Origin of the sequence: Chryseobacterium sp. 3008163 (assembly GCF_003669035.1) — a bacterium.
GTDB lineage: Bacteria > Bacteroidota > Bacteroidia > Flavobacteriales > Weeksellaceae > Chryseobacterium.
Window position 1 is genome coordinate 1,493,374 of record NZ_CP033070.1, and the last position, 22,327, is coordinate 1,515,700.

The following is a 22,327-nucleotide window of genomic DNA, read 5'->3' on the forward strand; positions in this document are numbered from 1 at the left end:
AATATGAGTTTTCACAAACTATATTTTCTTTTTGTTTTTTTTGTAGGAGCAACAGCATTCGGTCAGACAAAGCCGAATGCTACTCCTTACACCAACGAAGCAACGTATGAAAAACTAAAAAAGAAACATCCGTTCATCACTCCGCTGAACAGACCAGTTCCGCCCAACATCGGAATTGATAAAGATGTTGAGTACTCCAACATTAACGGACTATCTTTAAAAGCAGATATCTACTATCCTCTCGATAAATCCAAAAAACATCCGGGAATCGCATTAGTTCATGGTGGCGGCTGGATTTCGGGAAGCAAGGAGAACGAAAAATACATGGCTCAAGAATTGGCAGCCAAAGGTTATGTTGCCATCGCCGTTGGTTACCGTTTGAGTGAGGTCGCAGCATACCCTGCCGCAAATAATGATGTTGAAAATGCCATTCATTTTTTAAAGAAAAACAAGAAAAAATATTCTTTGGACACCAAAAAAATGGCAGTTTTAGGCGAATCAGCAGGAGCACAAATCGCCACTTTGGTCGGTGTGAAATCCAAGAACAAAATAAAAGCAATCGTAAACTTAGATGGAATTGTTTCTTTCATCCATCCTGAAGCTGAAGAAAGCACTTATGCAGCCTATTGGTTGGGCGGAGACAGAAATGTCAATCTTAAAAACTGGACCGAAGCTTCACCTTTGGAATACGTTGGCAAGAACACGCCTCCTACTCTATTCATCAATTCTTCTCAGCCCCGTTTTCATGCTGGAAGAGATGACATGATGAAGATTTTAAAAAGCCACAATATCTTTACAGAATACCACGAAATTAAAGATACTCCTCATTCATTCTGGTCTGCCGAACCATGGTTCACAGAAACTTTGAATCTGACGGTGGAGTTTTTGGATAAAGTATTGAAATAAGGTTTAGATAAAATTAAAACGCAAAGATTTATTATAAAATTGAATAACTTTTAAGGAGCAAAGAATATAAGCTCACTTTTAATTCAAGCTTAAGCGACTCGTTCGCATCCTTTGCTCCTTAAAAATATCAACACCAAGAAATTAAATCTTTGCGTTAAAAAAATTAAGAATCAATCATAAAATATGTTTATGAAAAAACTACTTTTAATACTCTTCATTTCCATCACCAATTTACTTTTGGCAGGAACTGATCCATACATCACAATAACCGTTGCACAAGACGGAAGCGGACAATTCACTTCCATTCAGAAAGCCATAACATCCATCAGAGACTTGGGTCCGGGCGAAGCTTTAGTTAAAATTAAAGCGGGAACTTATCACGAGAAAATCGTTATTCCATCCTCCAAACATAAAATCACTTTACAGGGCGAAAATAAGGAAAACACTATCATTACCAATGACGACTATTCCGGAAAACTAGATGCTTTGAATGAGAAAATGACAACCTTCAACTCATACACGCTTTTGGTAATGTCTGATGATGTTAAAGTTTATAATCTGACCATTCAAAATGCATCATGTAATCAGGGACAGGCCGTTGCACTTCATGTAGAAGGTGACCGTTTTATCGTCAAAGATTCTAAAATTTCAGGTTGTCAGGACACCGTTTACACTGGCGGAAATCACAGCAGACAATATTACGAGAACTGTTTTATCGAAGGCACAACCGACTTTATTTTTGGTTCGGCAACGGTAGTTTTTAAAAACTGTACGATAAAAAGTTTAGCCAATTCTTACCTTACGGCGGCATCAACAGATCAGAGTAAAGGGTTTGGCTATGTATTTTTCGACTGTAAATTAATTGCCAAAGAAGGCATCAACAAAGTATTTTTGGGAAGACCTTGGAGACCTTATGCAAGAACAGTTTTCATCAACACCGAAATGGGAAGTCACATTCTTCCTGAAGGCTGGAATCCGTGGAAAGGTGACAAAATGTTTCCCGATAAAGATAAAACTGCTTACTATGCAGAATACAACAGCAAAGGCGAAGGCGGAAATACTTCTCAAAGAGTTCAATGGTCGCATCAGTTAACAAAAAAAGAAGCAAAAAAATACACCCTTAAAAATATTTTCGGAGATTGGAATCCGAATACAGGCAATAATTATTAATATTCACTAAAAATAAATTAAACAAAATGTTGTTTCAAAAAAGCTAGTATTAGAAATGTCATGCTGAGCTTGTCGAAGCATCTTCAAACAAATCAATTCAAAAAATGAAAAAAATACTTTTAATATTTAGCCTTGCAGTTTCCACTTTAATTTTGGCGCAGAAAAAACCAACCTTATTTCTGATCGGCGACTCAACAATGTCCAACAAAGACAATCCCGATAAAAACCCGGAACATGGTTGGGGACAGGTTTTAGGACAATTCATGACCAATGGAATTGAAATTCAAAACCATGCAATGAACGGAAGAAGCTCAAAAAGTTTCCGAACAGAAGGACGATGGGACAAAGTGGAAAAACAATTAAAAAAAGGTGACTTCGTTGTAATCCAGTTTGGCCATAATGATCAAAAATTGAAAGATTCAACAAAATTTACGAATCCATATACACAATATAGAGCCAATTTGGAAAGATATGTGAATGAGACACGAGCTAAAGGTGCAACACCTATTTTAATGACTTCTATTACAAGAAGAAACTTCAACGAAAATGGAGTTTTAATTGATACTCACACCGATTATCCGTTGGTGGTGAGAATGGTTGCAGATGACATGAAAGTTGCTTTCATAGACATGCAGTTACTGACCGAACAAATGGAAATTTCAGCAGGTCCTGAAAAATCAAAACTTTTGCACCTTCATTTTAAAGCTGGAGAAAATGCATATTACGATAAAGACAAAGCGGATGATACGCATTTGTCAAGGTTGGGCGCAGAAACTGTGGCGAAACTTGCGGTAAAGTCCTTGAAGGATTTAAAAACCGGTCTGGAAAAATATATTAAATAACTCAATAATTTAAATGACATAGGAAAATGGAGCGTTAAGAAAATTTAAATTTAATCCGTTAAAAAATTCCCACTGTTTGAGTGCGGCAAAGATTATCTTAAGACAAACCATTTTCAATCCGCACGAGTTTGGGAATTTTAGGATTTAATTTAAAATTTTAGTGGAATTTTCCAAGTCTTGAATTTTTGATTCTTTTGTTTCAAAAGAATACAGTAAAAATAAAAAATATGAATTTCAAAAAAGAGCCATTTTTCGATAGCAATTCCGAGTGGGAAGATTTAGGAAGCGGTGTTTCCAGACAGTTTGTGGGATACAACTCTCAGGTCATGATGGTCATCGTTAAATTTGAGAAAGATGCGGTTGGAACATTACACCAACATTTTCATTCGCAAATCACGTATGTTGCAGAAGGAAAATTCGAAGTAACCGTTGACGGAAAAACTAAAATTTTACAAAAAGGCGACGGATTTTTCGCCCAGCCGAATATTTTCCATGGGGTAAAATGTCTGGAAGCTGGTAAGCTGATTGATGCATTCACACCGTTTAGAGAAGATTTCCTAAAAGATTAAATTTACAAAATCAAACCTCACAGATTTAAAAAAACCTGTGAGGTTTATAATTTTAAAACTATGAAAAAAGCAATTTTTGTATTTATAATTCTCTTTTTCATTCAGTTTTCAGCTCAGGAAAAAATTATTCTTTGGCCAAAAGGTGAAATGCCTAACTCGAAAATTTTGGCTTCAAAGACCAAAAAGAAAAAGAATTGGCAGAATTAAAAGAAGCTGAACTTTTTGCTTTTTTGCCGCCCATAAAGGAGAGAAATCAAAAATCTGTTATCATCATTCCCGGTGGTGGATACTCGAAACTAACTTACGATGAAGGTGCTTTTCAGATCGCAAAATGGATGAATACTTTAGGTATTTCGGCTTTTGTGTTGAATTACAGATTGCCAACTTCGCCCGATTTAATACAAAAAGAAATTGCGCCATTGCAAGATATTCAGGCTGCTATCAAATACATCAGAAAAAACTCGGCTCAATGGGGGATTTCTCCAAATCAGGTTGGCGTTGTCGGAACTTCAGCAGGTGGACATTTGGCGGCAATGGCAAGCAATATGTTGACAGATTATACAGAGCTAAAAGGCGATTGGGAAAACATTTCAACCATTCCGAATTTTGCGATTCTGTTTTGTCCGGTCATTGATCTGGGCGAATATGCACACAAAGGAAGTCGTGATAGTTTATTGGGAGAAAACGCTTCGCTGGAAAAAATCAAGGAATATTCAATGCAAAATCTGGTAACTGAAAAAACGCCACCAACGATTTTGTTTCATAATCAGGACGACACCGCAGTTCCGTCGATGAACAGCATTTTGTATTTCAAGGCAATGACAAAAAATAAAGTGAAAGGAGCGATGTTTATTTTTCCTAAAGGCGGGCATCGGTTTTTTGTCACCGATAAAGATCCACTGAACGAAAACTGGAAAAAACTGTGTGCAGACTGGCTTTTGAGTATTGGCAATAAGTAATAGGTAATGAGTAATTTAAAATGCTTTAAAATTTGCCTCAGAAATTCTGCAATTACACTGTCACACTGAGCTTACCAAAGTGTCTTGCGCCTTAAAAACAGTATCTCATTAAAAAACTTTGCGCCTTTGCGATTATCGAAAAACATCAAATTTTAAAATCAATGAAAAAAGCAGCTTTCCTCATATTAATTTTTCTCCTTAATCAAATTTCAGCTCAGCAAAAATTAACCGTTTGGACAAAAGGTGAAATGCCCAATTCCAAGGGTTTAAAATTAAACATCGTTGAAGAAAAAGAAGGTCGCATTACCCAAATTCAGGAAGCCGAACTGTTCGCTTTTCTGCCTGCCAAAGAGGAAAGAAAAAAGATGGCTATCATTGTCATTCCAGGTGGTGGTTACAAACATTTGACCTATGATTTGGGTGGATATTCCTATGCAAAATGGCTCAATACTTTAGGAATTTCGGCTTTCGTTTTAAACTATCGTCTGCCCACTTCTCCTGATTTAAAACAGAGAGAAATCGGACCTCTTCAGGATATTCAGGCTGCAATAAAATTAATCAGAAAAAATGCTTCCCAATATGGAATTTCTCCCGATCAGATCGGAGTTTTGGGAACTTCAGCAGGTGGACATTTGGCAACAATGGTAAGTAATATTCCAACCGATTATACTGAATTGAAAGGTGACTGGACAAGTGTTTCACCGATTCCTAATTTTGCAATTTTGGTTTCTCCTGTTATTGATTTGGGAGAATTTGCTCATAAAGGAAGCCGAGTAAATCTATTAGGAGAAAATGCTTCCCCAGAAAAAATCAAAGAATATTCTATGCAGAATCGCGTGACAGAGAAAACACCGCCAACGATTTTATTTCATGCTCAAAATGATCCCGCTGTTCCTGCCGTCAACAGTATCATGTACTACGAAGCGATGATTAAAAATAAAGTGAAAGGAGCAGTTTTCATTTTTCCGGAAGGTGAACACAATATCGGAATTTCAAATAAAACTGAACTGACAGATAACTGGAAAAAAATCTGCTCAGATTGGCTCCAGAATATTAGTAATAAGTAACGGGAAATGAGCAATTAAAAAATAGTTAATCGCTAAGGCGCAAGAAAATTGACAAACTCATTTTTTTTAAGGCGCAAAGATTTTATCTTCGATAAAATTTAACGTGTATTAATTTATTCCTTGCTGAAAATCTTCGATTTTCTTGCGCCTTAAAAGTACTATAATTTAAACAATATTGCGCCTTTGCGTTTAACAAAAACAATTTAGAAATGCTAAGAATAATCAAACATAAAATAATCTTACTCGCTTGTGGAACGTTGATCTCTGTTTCAACTTTTGCACAGCAGAATCTCAAATTAACCTACAACAAACCTGCAGAAAATTGGAACGAAGCTTTACCTATAGGAAACGGTAGGCTGGGAGCAATGATTTTCGGAGGCGCTGTTCAGGAGCATCTTCAGCTCAATGAAGAGACAATCTGGGCAGGCGAACCGGGAAATAATGTCCCGAAAAACACGTTTGACAGTATTCAGAAAGTGAGAAGGTTAATCAATGAAAGTCAGTTTGAAAAGGCACAGGATTTAACCAATACAACCTATCCAAGAACGGCTCCGAAAGACCTGAATTACGGAATGCCGTATCAGACGATGGGCGATCTTTTTTTAGATTTTAAAGGTCATGAAAATTTTAAAAACTACAACCGGACTTTAGACATTGAAAAAGCAGTCAGCACAGTTTCCTACAAAGTGAATGGTGTGACTTTCAAGCGTGAAATTTTCTCATCATTTGCCGATAATGTGGTCATAATTAAATTATCTTCAAGCAAAAAAGGAAGTTTAAATTTCTCGGTAAACGCCTCTACTCCACACAAAATCAATTCTATTTTCACAGAGAAAAATCAATTGGTCATTAATGGAACGAGCGGTTCTTTGGACAATAAAACCGGGAAGATCAATTTTAAAACCGTCGCTTTCCCCGTTTTAAAAGGTGGAAAATTGACCTCAACAAAAAATCAGCTTAACATTTCGGGAGCCGATGAAGTTGTAATTTACGTTTCTATTGCTACGAATTTCAAAAAATATAATGATCTTTCCGGAAATCCGGACGCAAGAGTTTCGGAATATTTAAATAAGGCTTTAAACAAAAAATATGATGCTGAATTAAAGGCTCACATTGAAAAATACCAAAAATATTTCAAACGGGTAAGTTTAAATTTAGGAACAACAGAACAAGCTAAGAAAACAACCAATATCAGAATTAAAGAATTCGGAAATTCACAAGATCCAGATTTGGTGGCTTTGTATTTCCAGTTTGGGCGTTACCTTTTGATTTCCTCATCGCAACAAGGCACTCAACCCGCCAACTTGCAGGGGATCTGGAATCATCAGCTTAATCCCGCTTGGGACAGCAAATACACGGTCAACATCAATACAGAAATGAATTACTGGCCTGCTGAAAATACCAACCTCAGCGAAATGCACGAGCCTTTGTTTGATATGATTCAGGATTTGTCGGTAACCGGACAGGAATCTGCAAAAGAAATGTACAAAGCCAGAGGATGGAATATGCATCACAATACAGATTTGTGGAGAATCACCGGAATTGTGGATGGCGGTTTCTACGGGATGTGGCCGATGGGCGGAGCGTGGTTGACCCAGCACATCTGGAATCATTATCTGTACACCGGAGATAAAGAATTTTTAAAGAAAAATTATGAGGCTTTGAAAGGTTGCGCCTTGTTCTACTTAGACGTTCTTCAACAAGATCCTTCAAAAAAATATCTGGTGGTTTCCCCATCGATGTCGCCTGAAAATAAATACTTCAAAAACGTAAGCATCACTGCGGGAACAACGATGGATAATCAATTGGTTTTTGATGTATTTAATAATTTCATCAATGCTTCAAAAATTTTAAATCAGGACAAAAATCTTTCGGATGAAATAAAAACAGCTTTATCTAAACTTCCGCCAATGCAAATCGGGCAACATGCACAGCTGCAGGAATGGCTCACCGATATGGACAAAACCGACGATAAACACAGACATATCTCTCATTTGTACGGATTGTTTCCTTCCGGACAAATTTCACCGCTAAGAAATGCCGAATTGGCTGAAGCTGCAAAAAATTCAATGATTTACCGTGGCGACAAATCTACAGGTTGGTCGATGGGTTGGAAAGTGAACTGGTGGGCAAGATTACTAGACGGAAACCGTGCTTTTAAATTAATTTCAGATCAATTATCACCTGCTCCTACCGATAATAAAGGTGAATCCGGCGGAACATATCCTAATCTTCTGGATGCACATCCGCCTTTCCAAATCGATGGAAATTTTGGCTGCACTTCAGGAATCGCTGAGATGTTACTACAAAGTTATGACGGATACATTTATCTATTGCCTGCACTTCCCGATGCTTTGTCAAACGGTTCTGTAAAAGGATTAAAAGCCAGAGGCGGTTTTGAAATTGATATGGATTGGAAAAATTCTAAACTGACAAAATTAGTTGTAAAATCTGCTTTAGGAGGAAACGCGAGAATCAGAGTGGCGAAAAATTTAAAGTCTAAAACAAATTTCATCTCAGCAAAAGGAGAAAATCCAAATGAATATTATCAAATTGATGCTGTCAAAACTCCTTTGAAATCTACGAAAGCAGAGCTGAAAGGTTTTGTAGTTCCAGAGACGGAAATATTTGATTTTAAGACTGAAAAAGGTGGAGTTTACACTTTTGGAGCGAAATAGGTTTCCCACAGATCTCACATATTTTCACAGATCATTACGCATAAAAATCCGTGTAAATCTGTGAGATCTGTGGGATATAAATACAAAAAATCCTGACACTTTTTCGCGTCAGGATTTCGTTTTATATCAAATCTCATAGATTTTGAAAACCTGTTAGGTTATTAATAATCTATTGCGTTAATTTATTCCTCTTCAGCCATTTCGGAAATTCATTTTCAATCAGTTTTATTCCCGCTTCATTGTACCAGCTGTAGCCCATTCTGCGCTCTTCAGAAACGTCTTCATAATTAAATTTCACACTTCCGTCACGATCTCCAAAAACAGGTTTATTCGTCGGAATATCATAAAATCTTGCCCACACTGCAGAACCTTCTTTCTTGCTTAAAGTACGAATTGCTTTTTCACTTTCTTTCGAAACATTGTACGTGTAACCGTCAATTTTACTTTCTTTAAACCATTGAATGGCTGATCTTATTGATTTTTCGATCTCCGGAGTTACGGATTGCATCATCAAGAATTTTACAATATTGACTGATTCTCCTGTTGCCAATGACATCGGTTCAAAAGCTCTGGCCTTTTCAGGTTTTAAAGTAACTTCATTGTACTGGTCTGCCCAGATCGATAATTTTCCGTTTTGCAGAATCTGAGTTTTTAATATACAGTCGATACCTTTTTGTACTGCCACTTTCGACTTTTCTTTCAACTGAGAATTGACCACATCAAAACCTTCTTTTCCCTCTGAAATATTATACAAAATCGTCAGTACATTGATCATCGCGTTGTCATTGTATGTCACCTGCTTTCTGTAGATTGCTGAGTTTGGAAAATATTGCGGAAATCCGCCATTTTCATACTGCATCGAAAGCAAATACTCAATTCCTTTTTCTGCTGATTTCAGATAAACCGGATTTTTTGTCGTGTTGTAAGCCTTTATCAAACTGTTGATTTCTTTTGACGTTGCATTGTTGTCGATGGTTGCAAGATCGTTGTCGTTGGCTTTGATTATTTTTAAAAGTTTCGAATCTATTTTTACAGTATAATCTACATTTTTTTGTCGCTGTTATGTTTTCCCCAACCGCCGTTCGGAAGTTGATACATCATCATTTTTTCTGCTAAAGTATCTTTTATCTGTGCTGAAAATGCCGATGTTACCAAGCAAAATGAAGCTATAGTCAGTTTTAAATTAATCATTTTGAATTAGTTATTTAATAGTAATTATTAAAGGATTGGCAACCATCTTAGCCTTTTTCTGCAAAAGTTTTTCCCAATCTTTCTGTGTCTGAATCTGTCCGCTTTTCTGCCATGCAAAACCTGCGTAATACGTCAGTTTTTTCTGAGGTTTCGTTACGACCAGCAGATTACTCTGATCCGGTGTTTCAGATTTGAAAGCTACAGATTTCTGAACGATTTTCGGATCTACCACAATTCCTTCGCCCACAAAAGCATCATCAATTTTTTCCCAGTGCAGGTAATATCCGTTTTTGTCAGTCAGCTTAGATTCGCCTTCATTTTTATGTAACGAAATTCCGATGGTGTAATTCGGAACAGGTTTTTCTGTTTCAAAAGTTGACTCGAACTTAGAAAAATTTGAACCAAGATCAAGAGAAATTCTTTTGGTTTCTTTTACCCCAAATTCACTCCACGGCGCATACGTCAGTTCAAAAACAGTTCTCAACGGACCTTCAGCAATTGTTTTTGACGTTACAAAGTTTTGGGAAACCTGCAGTTTTTCATCCTTCCAAATTCCGATTCCGCCCGTTCCACGGCTGTCTCCGACGTGATATGGATCATACCCTTCGCCTCTAGTGTCTTTGTGATAGTACATCGGATCGGTAAGATAGCCCTTATACCATTCATTAATTATAGATTTTTCGGTTCTTTTAAACCAGATATCGACACCGCTGGAAAGTGTACTTCCTTTTACTTTTGCCAAAGCTTCTGCCTGACCTTTCGGACCGTATACTCTGAACGCCACCTTATCATTTTCCCAGGTATAATCATCTACTCTTTCGGGAACTAATCTTGAATATGTTGTTACCTCACTTTCTGGAATTGGTATATTGGCATCTGCAACAATCATGTATGAATTCATTTTCTTTGCATCTAATTTCGCCTGAAAAAGTAGCTCATCATTTTTCCCGTCGCCATCATTATCAATCCATTGAATGGGAAGATATTGATTTTGGGAATCTTTTATTCTTAAATCTTCTGCTTTATTTTTCCCTAAATAGGCTTTCAACTGCTTTGTTGAAACAGAAACTATTTCATTTCTTGCAAAATTCTGAGTATTTTTTACCTGAATTGAAGTTTGCGCATTCATAAAATTTGTAACCGTGCAAACGATTGCACAACTAAAACTCAATTTTACTATTTTTTGTTCGAACATAAATGTTGTTTTCTCAAAAGTAGAAATATTCTGAATATTTCTTTGATCTTAAGCCTTAAATATTTCTTAAAACTTTTTATTCTAATCATTGAAAATCCGCAATGCAACGATTTTAACGTAAATCTTTCTTTATCACCAGATATTTCAAGTCTTTATCTCCTGCATTGCTAATTCCGTGTTCCGAATTTGGTGGACAATATAAACTCGTATTTGGACCTGCTTCCACCGTTTTACCGTCAAGATAAAAAGAAGCTTTTCCTTCCAAAATATAAAAAAATTCCTCTTCAGGATGACGATGTGGCGCATGTGTTGATTTTCCGGGTTCCACGATGCTCATCTTCAACGTGTTTTCTTCAGTGAACTTTTTGTCGGCAAACCAATATTGATAACCTGAATTTGTTTTTTTTGCTTTAGACAAATCGAATTGGTTGACACAGTTTTCTATTGTATAATTAGAAACCTGCTTTGTTTCAGGTACTTTTTGAGCATATCCCATTTGTTGACACACGACACTGATGACTATGACTGCTGTAAATTTGTTTAATCTTTTCATTCTTTGGTAATTATATGAAAAAAAATCGAATTTAAGAATCTTAAAAACACATCCATTACCTAAATCCATTTTGTCAATATCTGTTTTATTTATAAATTGCATTCTCTCCTGAAAAAGAGAGTGACCATCACAAAAAATATTTATGAATCAGATTATTCCGTTTGACTTACAGATACAGCACAGCCCTTATTTCAACTATACTTTTTGCTTAAATCAATATCCTTTTCTGCAGTGCATTGCTTTCAAAGAAGTGACTGAAGATTTTGAAAATCTGAACCTTCAGATTACATCTTCATTGGGTTTGTTTGAAAAATATGATGTCTACATTGATAAAATTAAGGCGAATGCGCTGTATAAAATCTCGCTTTTCAACTTTGTTTTTAATAACGCTTTGCTGAAAAGACTGACGGAAAAAGATTTAGATCAGATTAAAATCCAGGTTTTTAAGGACGGAGAATCAATTTACGAGAAAATTTTCAGCATAGAAGTTCTGCCGATGGATTATTTCGGTGGGCTACAATCTTATCCGCAACTTTTGGCTTCGTATGTTCTTTCCAATAACACTACGTTGTACAAACTGAAAGCCGATGCGATTGATATTTTAGCGAGAAATAAACTGACGCCATCCTTTGAAGGCTACCAGCAGAAAAGCAAAGAAAGAGTTTTACAGATGGTTTCGGCTATTTATAAAGCAATTCAGAATCTCGATTTGATCTACAGTTCGATGCCGCCAAGCTTTGAAAAGAGCGGACAAAGAATTAGACTTGTGGACACTATTTTAGAAACGAAATTCGGGAACTGTATTGATATTTCTCTTTTGTTTGCAGCGTGTCTGGAAGCGATTGATTTAAATCCGATTATCGTTGTGACTGAAGGTCACGCCTTTGTCGGAGTTTGGCTTGATGATCAGCGGTTTGACGGGATGGTCAATCTCGATCAGGCGGCGATTTCCAAAAGGATTGCTTCAGGAATTAAAGAAATTGCCTTAATTGAATCGACCAGCCTATGCAGAGGAACCCAAATTTCATTCAAAGATGCGATGAATTCTGCGGAAACTCAACTGATGGATTCTTCAAGATTTCTGTTGTCATTGGATATTAAAAATGCAAGATCGGCAGGAATTTCTCCTCTCCCACTTCTTAAAAATGAAACGGTGCAGACTCAGGAATTTAATTCCACTCAACACTCAACGAAACTGGATCAGGATTTTGATCTGGGAACTCAATATGACGATCTCGAACTGACTGATTTTTCAAATTTAACCAAACAAAAAGTCTGGGAAAGGAAACTATTAGATTTATCGCTCAGAAACAATCTTCTCAATCTGCGGTTTACCAAAAGTATGTTGCAGCTGGTTGATATTAAAACAAATGTTCTTGAAGATAATTTAGCCGATGGAAAATCATTCACGATTCTTCCCGATAACAATCAGGCAGTTCTTAGAAAATACAATTTGTATGGCGAACCTTTGCATCAGTCACAACCTCTTTTTAAACTGGCTGAAGATGAGTTTAAATACAACAAATTGCTTACCTATTATCATCAGGATGATCTCGACAACATTCTCACGAACCTTTACCGAAGCGCAAAACTCGCCGAAGAAGAGAACGGAAAAAGCACACTGTATCTGGGAATCGGATTGTTGAAATGGTTTGAACCTAAAAATAAAGACATCCAGAGGCTGGCTCCGATCTTATTGATTCCTGTCGAACTGTCGAGGAAATCGGTCAATTCTAAATTTACGCTTCGAAGCCGTGAGGAGGAAACCATGATTAACATTACATTGCTGGAATATTTAAAACAGGAATTCAAACTCAACATCAACAGCCTCGAAAATCTTCCGATGGACGAATCGGGAATTAATGTTCCAAAAGTCTTGGCGATCATCAGAAATGCAGTTCTGAATTTGGAAGGCTGGGATGTTCTGGAACAATTGGTTTTGGGAATTTTCTCGTTTAACAAGCTGATTCTTTGGCAGGATATTTCAAAATATTCAGAAGAAATTCAGAAAAGCTCGATTGTAAAAAGTCTAATCGACGGACGCCTGATCGGAACTTTGGAAAGTGTAGAAAATGATGTTGAAAGCTTGGAAAATATTTCAGCATCCGAATTAGTTTTGCCCATTTCAACCGATAATTCTCAGTTGAATGCGGTGAAAAATGCCAACCTCAACAAAAGTTTCATTCTCCATGGTCCTCCCGGAACCGGAAAATCACAGACGATCACCAACATCATCGCCGATGCTTTGTCGAATGATAAAAAAGTACTTTTCGTGGCTGCTAAAAAGGCCGCTTTGGATGTGGTTCATCACCGTCTGGAAAATATTGGTTTGGGTGCATTTTGCCTCGAATTACATTCCAATAAATCTAAAAAATCGGATGTTCTGAAACAGTTTGAAAGAACGCTGGAAGTTCCGAAATATAAAATCAATGCCGACTATCACGAAGAGGCAAAACGTCTCGACGAGCGCAAAAAAGAACTCGGAAAATATGTGAATGAACTCCATCAGAAATTTAACATTGGCTGGAGTTTGTTTGAAACCATCGCCTTTCTGGAGACCAATCACGTACAAGCTGATGAACGTTTCCACATCAATTTTCCTCTGGAAAGTGCCGATGTCTTCAACTGGAATCAGTGGAAAGACTGGTTGATTCCGTTTGCATCAATTGTGCAGAAAATCGGACAGCCTTCGCTTCATGCTCTGCGACCGATCAAAACGGCGAGCCATCAGTTTGAAAATAAAAATCTGATTCTTTCAGCGATTTCTCAGTTTAACGAAAAGAAAAATTCGGCGGAGCAGATTAAAAAACAGTTTCAGCTCGAGGAAGTTTCCAATGCTGACAGTGTGGAAATTCTTGAATTTTTAAAGGATAATCCGGTGAAGTCGGGTTTGGTTGATTTGGTTTTTAATGAAGGTCAACTGAATTTATTTAAAAACTGGATGACTCAGCAGACTCAGTTTCAACAAACTGAAAATCAAATTACTTCCAATTTTAATTCTTCCATTTTAAATATTGATTTTGCTTCATTAAAATTGTTGTGGAATCAGGCAAAACATACGTGGTTTATTCCGAAATGGTTTAAACAGAGAAAAGTAAAACAACAACTGAACGGTTACGCAAAATCAGGAATTGAATCTGATGTGCAGATTGACGGACTTTTTGAGAAGCTTGAAAATTATCAGCAGCTTAAGAATCAACTTTCAAATCTTCATTACAACGCACTTTCATTAGTGAAGAACCTTTATTTTAACGGAAGTTTATTTGATATTTTGGCGATTGAGAAAGATTTAAAAACCATTGAAAATGCAAAAGATTTAGCCCAAAAAATATCGATTAGAAATTTTCCGGAATGGCTTAAAGATTTTTCATTAAAACAAAACAACAGTCAGAACCTTTCTGAAGAAGTTGAAAAACTGAAAGAACTTCAAGCCGCAGAAAACAATCTTCTTGAATACGTGGATGAAATTCCCAACGAAGCCGATTTGCAGACGGTTGTACAGAATATTCATCAGTTGGAAGACTGGATTAATTTTAATGCCTTAAAAGAAAAAGCACAAGATTTAAATTTAAATTGGTTCATCAACTTCCTTGAACAAGGGTGGCTCGACACAGAATCTTTGGAACTCGAATTTGAAAAAATCATTCATCTGAATTTATTCATTAAAACCATTTACAGTTCGGGAACATTGAACGGTTTTGATGCCAATATTTACGAATCGCAGATTCAGCAGCACAAAAATCTACACAAAGAATTTACAGAACTGACGAAAAATCAGCTTACGATGAAGCTCAGCGACCGTATTCCGAATTTTTCTCAGGAAGCTGTACAAAGCTCAGAAATCGGGATTTTACAGAAAGCGATTCGAAACAAAGGTCGAGGTTTATCCATCAGGAAGCTGTTTGATCAGATTCCGACCTTGATTCCAAGATTAAAACCTTGTATGTTGATGAGTCCCATTTCGGTGGCACAATATTTTGATGTGAATGAAGAGCATTTTGATTTAGTGATTTTTGATGAGGCTTCACAGTTGCCGACTTCTGAGGCAGTAAGTGCTTTGGCAAGGGCAAAACAGGCGATCATTGTAGGTGACCCGAAACAGATGCCACCGACGAGTTTCTTTGCATCACAGAAAGTGGATGAAGAAAATTTTGAGCTCGAAGATCTGGAAAGTATTCTCGATGACTGTCTGGCGCTTTCGATTCCTTCCAATTATTTACTGAGACATTACCGAAGCAAGCATGAAAGTTTGATTTCTTTCTCAAACGCTCATTTTTATGATAATAAACTGCTTACTTTTCCTTCTCCAGATGATTTGAACCGAAAAGTAACGTTTGAATTTGTGGACGGATTTTATGACAAAGGAAAAACGAGAACCAATAAAAATGAGGCAGAAGCGATTATTGAATTCATCAGAATTCATCTCGAAAACCAGAATAAAAAATCGATTGGCGTAGTGACTTTCAGCCAGACTCAGCAAAGTCTGATTGAAGATTTGCAGCAGAAATTATTTCAGGAAAACCCTCATCTGGAAGAGTTTGTCATCAACTCTGAAGAGCCTATTTTCATTAAAAATTTGGAAAATGTACAGGGTGACGAGCGAGATATTATTTTGTTCTCAATTGGTTACGGACCCGATGAGGAAGGAAAAGTCTCGATGAATTTTGGTCCGCTCAACCGTGACGGAGGCTGGCGACGACTGAATGTTGCCGTAACGAGAGCCCGCTACGAAATGAAGGTTTTCTCTTCATTAAAAGGCGACCAGATCGACATGAACAGAACGAGTTCGGAAGGCGTTTTGGGATTGAAAAACTTCCTGAATTTTTCTGAAAAAGGATTGGTGTATCAAAACTCAAATCAAACCGTCACTCAGCAGAAACTGATGGTGAATTCAATTGCGAAAACGCTTGAAGAAAACGGTTTGAAAATTAAAACCAACATTGGTACTTCAGAATATAAAATCGACATCGGAATCATTGATCCTGAAAACGAAAGTGAATATCTTATGGCTATTTTGCTGGACAGTGAGAATTATTTTAACATTCACACCACCAATGACCGCGAACTGCTTGTACCCAATGTGTTGAAAGGTTTAGGATGGAATGTTTTCAGAATCTGGACGCTGGACTGGATTAAAAATAAAGAAAAAATCGTTGAGAAAATTCAGGTTGAACTGGAAAAAATAAAAACGCTGGTCAAAGAAAAAAAGGAAGAAATCATCGAACTAAAAACTGCTGAAAAAATCTATTTGAGTGAAGTTTCGGAAGCAGAAAAACCTTCGAAAATGATACCGTACGTTGCAGCAAATTTAAGTCCTGCAATCAATGCCAACTCGGATTCGATTTATCTTTTTGAAAAAAGACCGATTCTTTTAAGTCAGATTAAAACAATTATTGATACAGAATCGCCAATCAGTCAGAATGCTTTGTTTAGGAAGATTCTTAAGCTTTGGAACACCTCGAGAGCCGGTGGAAAACTGAATACGTATCTTTTGGAAACCTTGAATTCAATTCCGAATATTCAAACGACAGAAAGTTATCAGAAATTTTACTGGAGCGAAAATTCACAACCTCAAAATCTCGATTTTTACAGAGATAATTCTGCAGAAAAAAGGCTGATTGATGAGATTGCGCCTGAAGAAATTTCGGTGGCCATGATGGAATTAATGCATTCGAGTTTGAGTCTGAATAAAGAGGAATTGATTCGTGCGGTTTGCAAGACTTTTGGGTTTGCTAAAGTGGGTTCTCAAATCGATGCGGTGGTGAAGTTTTGTGTGGAGGAGTTAATTGGGAAGGGTTTACTGCAAGAGGTTGATGAGAGAATTGTTTTGGGGTAAGAACTCAAATTTACTATTATGGAAATTGATGTAAAACTAGAGAATCTACGAATCCAATTAAGACGTAATTCAAAGAAAATTATCGATGATGTCATAAATCGTAATGTTTCGAGAAGTCAGAACAACTTTAAATTGCAAAAAGAAATATGTGCTTTTTGTGCGACTACATCAAATTTAACTAAAGAACATGTAATTCCACGTTGGGTATTTGAAAACTGTACTAAGAAATTTTTCACAAATAATATGAATAGTATTGAACAGACTTATAATAAAACAACTATTCCGGTTTGTGCAGATTGCAATAATAATTTACTAGCCAATATAGAAAGTCAAATTAATTCTATTCTAACTAATATTAACTTAACTGATTCATTTTATAGTTTAGAACAAATACAAAACATAATTCGATGGCTAGAAATTATTGAATATAAATTCCAACTTTTAGAGTTTAGAAGAACCTTTAAGAAAGCAAAATCATCTGAATTCATTGAGTTTTTAAAAGATATTCCTTTGGCAATAATGAGAGAAGAAATCGAATTTTCTCCTGAAAAAGCAATTACTCAACTAAGAAATGCACAAAAAGAGTTATTATAAAATCCAAAGTTAAAAACTTAAATTCTTTGGTAATTTTTAAAACGAAAAATAAAAACTTTCACTTCTTCCATAACATAAATGATTTTATCTTTATTGAATTGCCAAAATTTCAGGTTGCGCTATTTTATTTTTACTCACGTACTTTTGAAAATAGTGAACATGCAAAGGATGAAGCGACAAAAATAATTGCGGAGGTTTACAATTAATCTCTTAAACATTGTGATAAATTAGTAAAATATGCCAAACAAAACCGAAAAAGCAAGACGAAAGCAAATTCAAAAAGAATTATAGGAAAAAGCTAAAATTGAATTTGAAAAAAGCCTTCTCATTTCGCATGAAATCTTTCAAAATCTATTTGATTTTCTGGATGAAAAACTTGAAGATAATGATTGTGATGACAGTTTAAAAATGTCAAAGCAGTTTTTAGAAACGAATCATATTACGAATATCGGAGAAGTTGAAAACTGGCTAAAAGAAAACGGTGGTTTTTGCGATTGTGAAGTGCTTTATAATGTGGAAGAAAAGTTTGAATAGTAGAAATTAAAGTCTGACTAAAACTGACAATTTGTATATTTGATAAACTATAAAATAAATCTAACCATGATGAAAAGAAAAACTCTGTATATCCTTCTTTTGCTGTCTTTCAATCTATCTTTTTCGCAAAGATTATTAACTTCCTGGAGTCAGCAAAATATTGAGAATTACACTAAAGAAATGTACGATGAAGCTCAAAAACTTTCATCATCTCAGCTTCTTGAAAAAAATTTGCATGATGAATATTGGAGCGAAGTTTTTTTAACTTTAAATGCATCGGCGAATCACCACCTCAGTAACACAGAATATCAAAAATCTATAGCTCTTCAACTCACCAATAATTCAGAAACAAAACTTAAAGGAACAAGCCGGTTAATTATCTGGGATAGAATTTCAAACGGCGACATTATTTTTGAAGGAAAAGGATTGGAATTTCAAAACGACTTGTTTACCGTCGCTGGAAGAGCAAATCAGATTCTCCAAAGCCTAACCAAAAAGAACTTTGGATTCGTCACCATTGATTCCAGCAAAAAAGAACTTGAGGAACTCAAAAGTAAATGGCAGGATTATTTAAATAACAAACCTGTTGAGGAATTTAAACCGATAAAGCTTGAGAATTCTAAAATTCCTGAAATAAGCAGTTTACCGGCTGTGAAGGCATTAATCATTTCACTACAACCTAATGCTCAAAAGATCAGATTACAACAAGCTGCCTGAAAAGAATCTATAAATTAGATGAAATGCCAAAAGAAAAAGGAAATCCTGCTATATATTGCAATCCAGACGCTTATACATTTTCTTATCTGGCAATGCTTTTTGGTGATAAAAATTTTGATGAATCAAAAAATGCGGAATGGTGGATGAAGTTTTGGAAAGAGAATCAAAACAAACTTTCATGGAATTCAGCAAGAGGTCATTACGAGGTTAAAAAATAGTTTGGGAAAGGGAAAGATCTAAAAACAATTGAATGAAAAACATAACAAGAGAAGACATCCACATCCTCAGCCGTCACAGCGACATGACGGAGCAGGAACTCAATCGGCTTCTGAAAAATCATGAATACAATGATAAGGAAATGTGGAAAAAATTTCTGCGGCTTTTCTTTATTACCCTCGGAATTGGTTTTGCCACCGCCGGAATTATATTCTTTTTTGCCTATAACTGGGCAGACCTGAACAAATTTTTCAAACTCGGCATTGTGGAAGTACTTTTGGTCACAACTACCATTGTTGCATTAATTCCGAAAATCAATGAAAATGTCCGGAATATTATTCTCACAGGGGCTTCGGTTCTGGTGGGAGTTTTGTTTGCGGTCTTCGGACAGATTTACCAAACCGGAGCCAATGCCTACGATTTCTTTTTAGCATGGACTCTTTTCGTCGCTTTATGGGTTTTCATCAGTAATTTTGCGCCATTGTGGATGCTTTTTCTTGTTTTGGTTAACACAACTTTTATTCTCTACACACAACAGGTCGCTAAAGATTGGGATGAAATTCTAATTGCCACTTTGCTTTTGGCTTTCAATTCAGCAATTTTAACTGGCAGTTTCATCATTCAAAAACCGAAGCTAAAACTGAAAATCCCTCTATGGTTTACACACATTTTAGCATTGGCAATCGCTGTTTGCGCTACGATAGGAATGACAATCGTTATTTTTGATGATTTTAAAACTTTTTCCGGTTTGTTTTTATGTATCGTTTTAATCCTTTATCCTCTCGGAATCTGGCATGGATTGAAATCAAAGAGTGGTTTTTATCTGTCGGTTATTCCGTTCAGCATGATCATTATGATTACCTCTTTGTTATTTAAATTTTCTGATGACGGAAGCATGTTTTTCTTTGCTACTTTTTTCGTCATCGGAAGCGTAACAATGGTGGTCATTAATCTTATTCATCTTCAAAAAAAATGGAAAAATGAAAACTAAAGAAGAAATACAGGAGCTCATCAGTTTTATTAATGGCAAACAGGAACGAGCAATACAATTTAACGAAGAAGAAATTGCTTCAGCTTACGAAAAGACAAATAGCGACCAATCTTTGGCTGTAAAAATTCTTTCTATTTTTGGAGGACTATTGGCAAGTTGTTTTTTTATCGGCTTCCTTTTTATTGCGGGTTTGTATGATTCTCAGATCGGCTTATTGATTGTTGGAGTTTTGCTTATTATTTCCGGAATTTTCATCAATAAAAGTATTGACAGTACTATTGTTGACACCGTAAGTATTTCGGCCTATATCATTGGGTATATACTTTTAGGAATGGGTTTATCTCATAATGAATTAGACGAAAACGCAATTAGTTTGGCTTTCATTCTTGTTGCGGCATGCACATTATCACTTGTTCAGGCGTACATTATTTCGTTTGTTTCGGTTTTGATTATCAGCGGAGCATTTTTAACGCTTTTAATTTCGAATGACTACGGTGATCTTATTCATGTCTATCTTTCCGTGATGGTATTTTTGGTCAGTTTTGTCTATTTAAAAGAAGCTCAACTGATAAAGAACAATAAGACAGTTTCAAAACTTTATAATCCGGTACGAATAGCATTGGTATTTTCTTTTTTGGCGGGATTAATTATTATAGGAAAAATGGACATCGCAGAACTTTCTCCGGAGTACATCTGGACGTCTTCTGTCAGCATTATTGCAGCGATTCTCTATGTAATTTCTCATCTTTTTGATTTACTAAGCATTAAAAAAAGTAAAGAAAAATGGGCGATTTATTTACTCTCAATCTTTATTTTGCTGCCAACCCTGTTTTCTCCGGCAATTTCAGGAGCTCTCCTGATTATACTTTTAAGTTTTCTGGTCAATTACAAAACGAGTCTGATCATCGGAATTGTTGCTTTCATTTATTTTGTATCTCAATATTATTACGATCTTCATTACACTTTGCTTACAAAATCGATCGCTATGTTTTGTTCGGGAATTTTATTTTTAGGACTGTACTTTTTAACTCACAAAAAACTTAAATCAGATGAAAAAATATAAATGGTTGATTATTATTCTGAACCTTTTGATTCTTTTGGTGTATTTTAATTTTTCTGTTTCAAAAAAAGAAGAGCTTTTAAAAGATGGAAAGTTAATTTTACTATCATTAGCTCCCGTTGATCCGCGTTCTTTGATGCAGGGTGATTACATGAGTCTGAGATACAGCATATCGCAAGATTTAAATTCTGAAATGCTTCCCAAACGAGGATATTGCGTGGTAACATTAGATAAAAATGGTATTGCACAGAGGCAGCGGTTTCAGAAAAACAAAACTCCTTTAAAGGATGGTGAATATTTGATTAATTACACCTCGTCCGATAATTGGAACATCAACATTGGTGCAGAATCTTTCTTTTTTCAGGAAGGACAAGGCGAAAAATACGAGAAAGCAAAATACGGAGCCGTCAAAGTTGACAAGGAAGGAAACAGTTTATTGACAGGGCTTTATGGTGAAAATTTAAAACAGATTAAATAAAATGTAAGTCAAAATTTTAGACTGACATCATACAAAATGCTAAAATTCTTCTTTACTTTTCTTTTATGTAGTTGTACAAATCATTTACAAGCTCAAGTTCCTGATCTCGAAAAAGCCAAACGGAAATATTTTCAGGCCAATGTAATCAGCTATAAAGAAACTGCATCATATTCAAATCCTGAAACATATGCAATGTCTGTTACCAATGCTTTGTATACCATTTACAAACCTCAAAATAAAGATTTTGAATTCTATAGCAAGAACGAAAGTTCAGAAGAGTTTTATAAAAATGGTTTGTATTATCACGTCAATCACACTAAAAAAACCATCTATGAATATGAAAATAAAGACAATCAAAACGCTGCGATTTTCTCTTCCCGACTGAGACAATTTGGCCCTACAACTTTACTCAAAAGAAATGGACTTTTATCGATGAGACGCAAATCGACGGAAAAATTCATACTCATTATTCAAACGTTGAGAGCATTAATTATTATGAAGGTAAAGAGATAAGAGTAGAGTTACATATTTACATTTCGGAAAATTTCAACCTGACCAAATTTGAAAGGAAAAGTTTTGTAGACGGAAAGCCCGGAGAAACTATTACCTACTTATTTAGCAATTATATTTTCTATGACAAAACAACGAATCTCAAGGTGCTACTTCCGAAAAATTATACTCTGAAATATTTTGAAAAACAAGATTCTCTGCAGCCTTAACGAAAAATATGAAAGCCTCGTCATTTTAAGCCATCAATATTTTTGGTTCAGA

21 protein-coding genes are annotated in these 22,327 nt (G+C 35.8%); 17 read left to right on the forward strand and 4 right to left on the reverse strand.

Annotated features, from left to right (window positions below; all coding sequences use genetic code 11):
- The first annotated feature begins 3 nt into the window (after positions 1–3).
- The 8 genes from EAG08_RS06740 to EAG08_RS06770 all read left to right on the forward strand — a co-directional run bounded on the left by EAG08_RS06740 (position 4) and on the right by EAG08_RS06770 (position 8,191).
- Positions 4–906 carry an alpha/beta hydrolase gene (locus tag EAG08_RS06740; RefSeq protein ID WP_129534786.1) on the forward strand — a complete coding sequence of 301 codons (903 nt, stop codon included), beginning with the start codon at positions 4–6 and terminating at the stop codon, positions 904–906.
- Between the two features lie 189 nt (positions 907–1,095).
- Complete coding sequence (locus tag EAG08_RS06745) at positions 1,096–2,076, forward strand: pectinesterase family protein (RefSeq protein ID WP_129534787.1); 981 nt, start codon at positions 1,096–1,098, stop codon at positions 2,074–2,076.
- A 104-nt stretch (positions 2,077–2,180) separates the two neighbouring features.
- A complete protein-coding gene (locus EAG08_RS06750; protein ID WP_129534788.1) occupies positions 2,181–2,918 on the forward strand; it encodes a rhamnogalacturonan acetylesterase in 738 nt (245 codons plus the stop codon).
- Positions 2,919–3,145: 227 nt separating this feature from the next.
- Complete coding sequence (locus EAG08_RS06755) at positions 3,146–3,487, forward strand: cupin domain-containing protein (protein WP_129534789.1); 342 nt, start codon at positions 3,146–3,148, stop codon at positions 3,485–3,487.
- 60 nt (positions 3,488–3,547) lie between these two features.
- Positions 3,548–3,694: a hypothetical protein gene (locus EAG08_RS21315; protein ID WP_164998536.1), complete on the forward strand. Its 147-nt coding sequence runs from the start codon at positions 3,548–3,550 to the stop codon at positions 3,692–3,694.
- Positions 3,682–4,446: an alpha/beta hydrolase gene (locus EAG08_RS06760; protein ID WP_129534790.1), complete on the forward strand. Its 765-nt coding sequence runs from the start codon at positions 3,682–3,684 to the stop codon at positions 4,444–4,446. The genes EAG08_RS21315 and EAG08_RS06760 overlap by 13 nt, the downstream gene beginning before the upstream one ends.
- Before the next feature lie 161 nt (positions 4,447–4,607).
- Entirely contained in the window at positions 4,608–5,513 is a 906-nt protein-coding gene (locus EAG08_RS06765; protein WP_129534791.1) for an alpha/beta hydrolase, read from the forward strand.
- 209 nt (positions 5,514–5,722) lie between these two features.
- Positions 5,723–8,191, forward strand: a complete 2,469-nt coding sequence (locus EAG08_RS06770; RefSeq protein ID WP_129534792.1) for a glycosyl hydrolase family 95 catalytic domain-containing protein — start codon at positions 5,723–5,725, stop codon at positions 8,189–8,191.
- A gap of 169 nt (positions 8,192–8,360) precedes the next feature.
- Here EAG08_RS06770 and pelA read toward each other — a convergent pair whose 3' ends face one another.
- The 4 genes from pelA to EAG08_RS06785 form a co-directional block, all read right to left on the reverse strand.
- Positions 8,361–9,218 carry a pectate lyase gene (gene pelA / locus EAG08_RS06775; protein ID WP_228446858.1) on the reverse strand — a complete coding sequence of 286 codons (858 nt, stop codon included), beginning with the start codon at positions 9,216–9,218 and terminating at the stop codon, positions 8,361–8,363.
- A 14-nt stretch (positions 9,219–9,232) separates the two neighbouring features.
- Positions 9,233–9,382 carry a hypothetical protein gene (locus tag EAG08_RS21920; RefSeq protein ID WP_228446803.1) on the reverse strand — a complete coding sequence of 50 codons (150 nt, stop codon included), beginning with the start codon at positions 9,380–9,382 and terminating at the stop codon, positions 9,233–9,235.
- Between the two features lie 10 nt (positions 9,383–9,392).
- Entirely contained in the window at positions 9,393–10,577 is a 1,185-nt protein-coding gene (locus EAG08_RS06780) for a DUF4861 family protein (RefSeq protein WP_129534793.1), read from the reverse strand.
- 112 nt (positions 10,578–10,689) lie between these two features.
- Positions 10,690–11,130: a cupin domain-containing protein gene (locus EAG08_RS06785; RefSeq protein ID WP_228446804.1), complete on the reverse strand. Its 441-nt coding sequence runs from the start codon at positions 11,128–11,130 to the stop codon at positions 10,690–10,692.
- 142 nt (positions 11,131–11,272) lie between these two features.
- Between EAG08_RS06785 and EAG08_RS06790 the strand changes: the two genes are divergently transcribed.
- The 9 genes from EAG08_RS06790 (at position 11,273) to EAG08_RS06830 (ending at position 22,069) form a co-directional block, all read left to right on the forward strand.
- Complete coding sequence (locus EAG08_RS06790; RefSeq protein WP_129534794.1) at positions 11,273–16,966, forward strand: DUF3320 domain-containing protein; 5,694 nt, start codon at positions 11,273–11,275, stop codon at positions 16,964–16,966.
- A gap of 18 nt (positions 16,967–16,984) precedes the next feature.
- A complete protein-coding gene (locus EAG08_RS06795) occupies positions 16,985–17,560 on the forward strand; it encodes a hypothetical protein (RefSeq protein WP_129534795.1) in 576 nt (191 codons plus the stop codon).
- A 408-nt stretch (positions 17,561–17,968) separates the two neighbouring features.
- Entirely contained in the window at positions 17,969–18,094 is a 126-nt protein-coding gene (locus EAG08_RS21925; RefSeq protein WP_262696812.1) for a DUF2695 domain-containing protein, read from the forward strand.
- Between the two features lie 66 nt (positions 18,095–18,160).
- Positions 18,161–18,811, forward strand: a complete 651-nt coding sequence (locus tag EAG08_RS06805; RefSeq protein WP_129534796.1) for a hypothetical protein — start codon at positions 18,161–18,163, stop codon at positions 18,809–18,811.
- Positions 18,812–18,834: 23 nt separating this feature from the next.
- On the forward strand, positions 18,835–19,029 hold the full coding sequence (locus tag EAG08_RS06810; RefSeq protein ID WP_129534797.1) for a hypothetical protein: 195 nt from the start codon (positions 18,835–18,837) through the stop codon (positions 19,027–19,029).
- Positions 19,030–19,061: 32 nt separating this feature from the next.
- Positions 19,062–20,018 (forward strand): DUF2157 domain-containing protein, encoded by a 957-nt coding sequence (locus EAG08_RS06815; RefSeq protein WP_129534798.1) that lies wholly within the window; start codon positions 19,062–19,064, stop codon positions 20,016–20,018.
- A complete protein-coding gene (locus EAG08_RS06820) occupies positions 20,008–21,081 on the forward strand; it encodes a DUF4401 domain-containing protein (RefSeq protein WP_129534799.1) in 1,074 nt (357 codons plus the stop codon). The genes EAG08_RS06815 and EAG08_RS06820 overlap by 11 nt, the downstream gene beginning before the upstream one ends.
- Positions 21,068–21,556, forward strand: coding sequence for a GDYXXLXY domain-containing protein (locus EAG08_RS06825; protein ID WP_129534800.1), 489 nt, complete (start codon positions 21,068–21,070; stop codon positions 21,554–21,556). The genes EAG08_RS06820 and EAG08_RS06825 overlap by 14 nt, the downstream gene beginning before the upstream one ends.
- A gap of 36 nt (positions 21,557–21,592) precedes the next feature.
- On the forward strand, positions 21,593–22,069 hold the full coding sequence (locus EAG08_RS06830) for a hypothetical protein (protein ID WP_129534801.1): 477 nt from the start codon (positions 21,593–21,595) through the stop codon (positions 22,067–22,069).
- The last annotated feature ends 258 nt before the right edge of the window (positions 22,070–22,327 follow it).

Bases quoted from the DNA above. Each gene is read 5' to 3' on its own strand.
- EAG08_RS06830 (WP_129534801.1), top strand. From the start codon at position 21,593: ATGCTAAAATTCTTCTTTACTTTTCTTTTATGTAGTTGTACAAATCAT.
- EAG08_RS06780 (WP_129534793.1), bottom strand. From the start codon at position 10,577: ATGTTCGAACAAAAAATAGTAAAATTGAGTTTTAGTTGTGCAATCGTT.
- EAG08_RS06745 (WP_129534787.1), top strand. From the start codon at position 1,096: ATGAAAAAACTACTTTTAATACTCTTCATTTCCATCACCAATTTACTT.
- EAG08_RS06805 (WP_129534796.1), top strand. From the start codon at position 18,161: ATGATGAAAAGAAAAACTCTGTATATCCTTCTTTTGCTGTCTTTCAAT.
- EAG08_RS06765 (WP_129534791.1), top strand. From the start codon at position 4,608: ATGAAAAAAGCAGCTTTCCTCATATTAATTTTTCTCCTTAATCAAATT.
- EAG08_RS06740 (WP_129534786.1), top strand. From the start codon at position 4: ATGAGTTTTCACAAACTATATTTTCTTTTTGTTTTTTTTGTAGGAGCA.
- EAG08_RS06820 (WP_129534799.1), top strand. From the start codon at position 20,008: ATGAAAACTAAAGAAGAAATACAGGAGCTCATCAGTTTTATTAATGGC.
- EAG08_RS06790 (WP_129534794.1), top strand. From the start codon at position 11,273: ATGAATCAGATTATTCCGTTTGACTTACAGATACAGCACAGCCCTTAT.
- EAG08_RS06815 (WP_129534798.1), top strand. From the start codon at position 19,062: ATGAAAAACATAACAAGAGAAGACATCCACATCCTCAGCCGTCACAGC.
- EAG08_RS06785 (WP_228446804.1), bottom strand. From the start codon at position 11,130: ATGAAAAGATTAAACAAATTTACAGCAGTCATAGTCATCAGTGTCGTG.
- EAG08_RS06810 (WP_129534797.1), top strand. From the start codon at position 18,835: ATGCCAAAAGAAAAAGGAAATCCTGCTATATATTGCAATCCAGACGCT.
- EAG08_RS21920 (WP_228446803.1), bottom strand. From the start codon at position 9,382: ATGATTAATTTAAAACTGACTATAGCTTCATTTTGCTTGGTAACATCG.
- EAG08_RS06770 (WP_129534792.1), top strand. From the start codon at position 5,723: ATGCTAAGAATAATCAAACATAAAATAATCTTACTCGCTTGTGGAACG.
- EAG08_RS06825 (WP_129534800.1), top strand. From the start codon at position 21,068: ATGAAAAAATATAAATGGTTGATTATTATTCTGAACCTTTTGATTCTT.
- EAG08_RS21925 (WP_262696812.1), top strand. From the start codon at position 17,969: ATGTCAAAGCAGTTTTTAGAAACGAATCATATTACGAATATCGGAGAA.
- EAG08_RS06750 (WP_129534788.1), top strand. From the start codon at position 2,181: ATGAAAAAAATACTTTTAATATTTAGCCTTGCAGTTTCCACTTTAATT.
- EAG08_RS06795 (WP_129534795.1), top strand. From the start codon at position 16,985: ATGGAAATTGATGTAAAACTAGAGAATCTACGAATCCAATTAAGACGT.
- EAG08_RS21315 (WP_164998536.1), top strand. From the start codon at position 3,548: ATGAAAAAAGCAATTTTTGTATTTATAATTCTCTTTTTCATTCAGTTT.
- EAG08_RS06755 (WP_129534789.1), top strand. From the start codon at position 3,146: ATGAATTTCAAAAAAGAGCCATTTTTCGATAGCAATTCCGAGTGGGAA.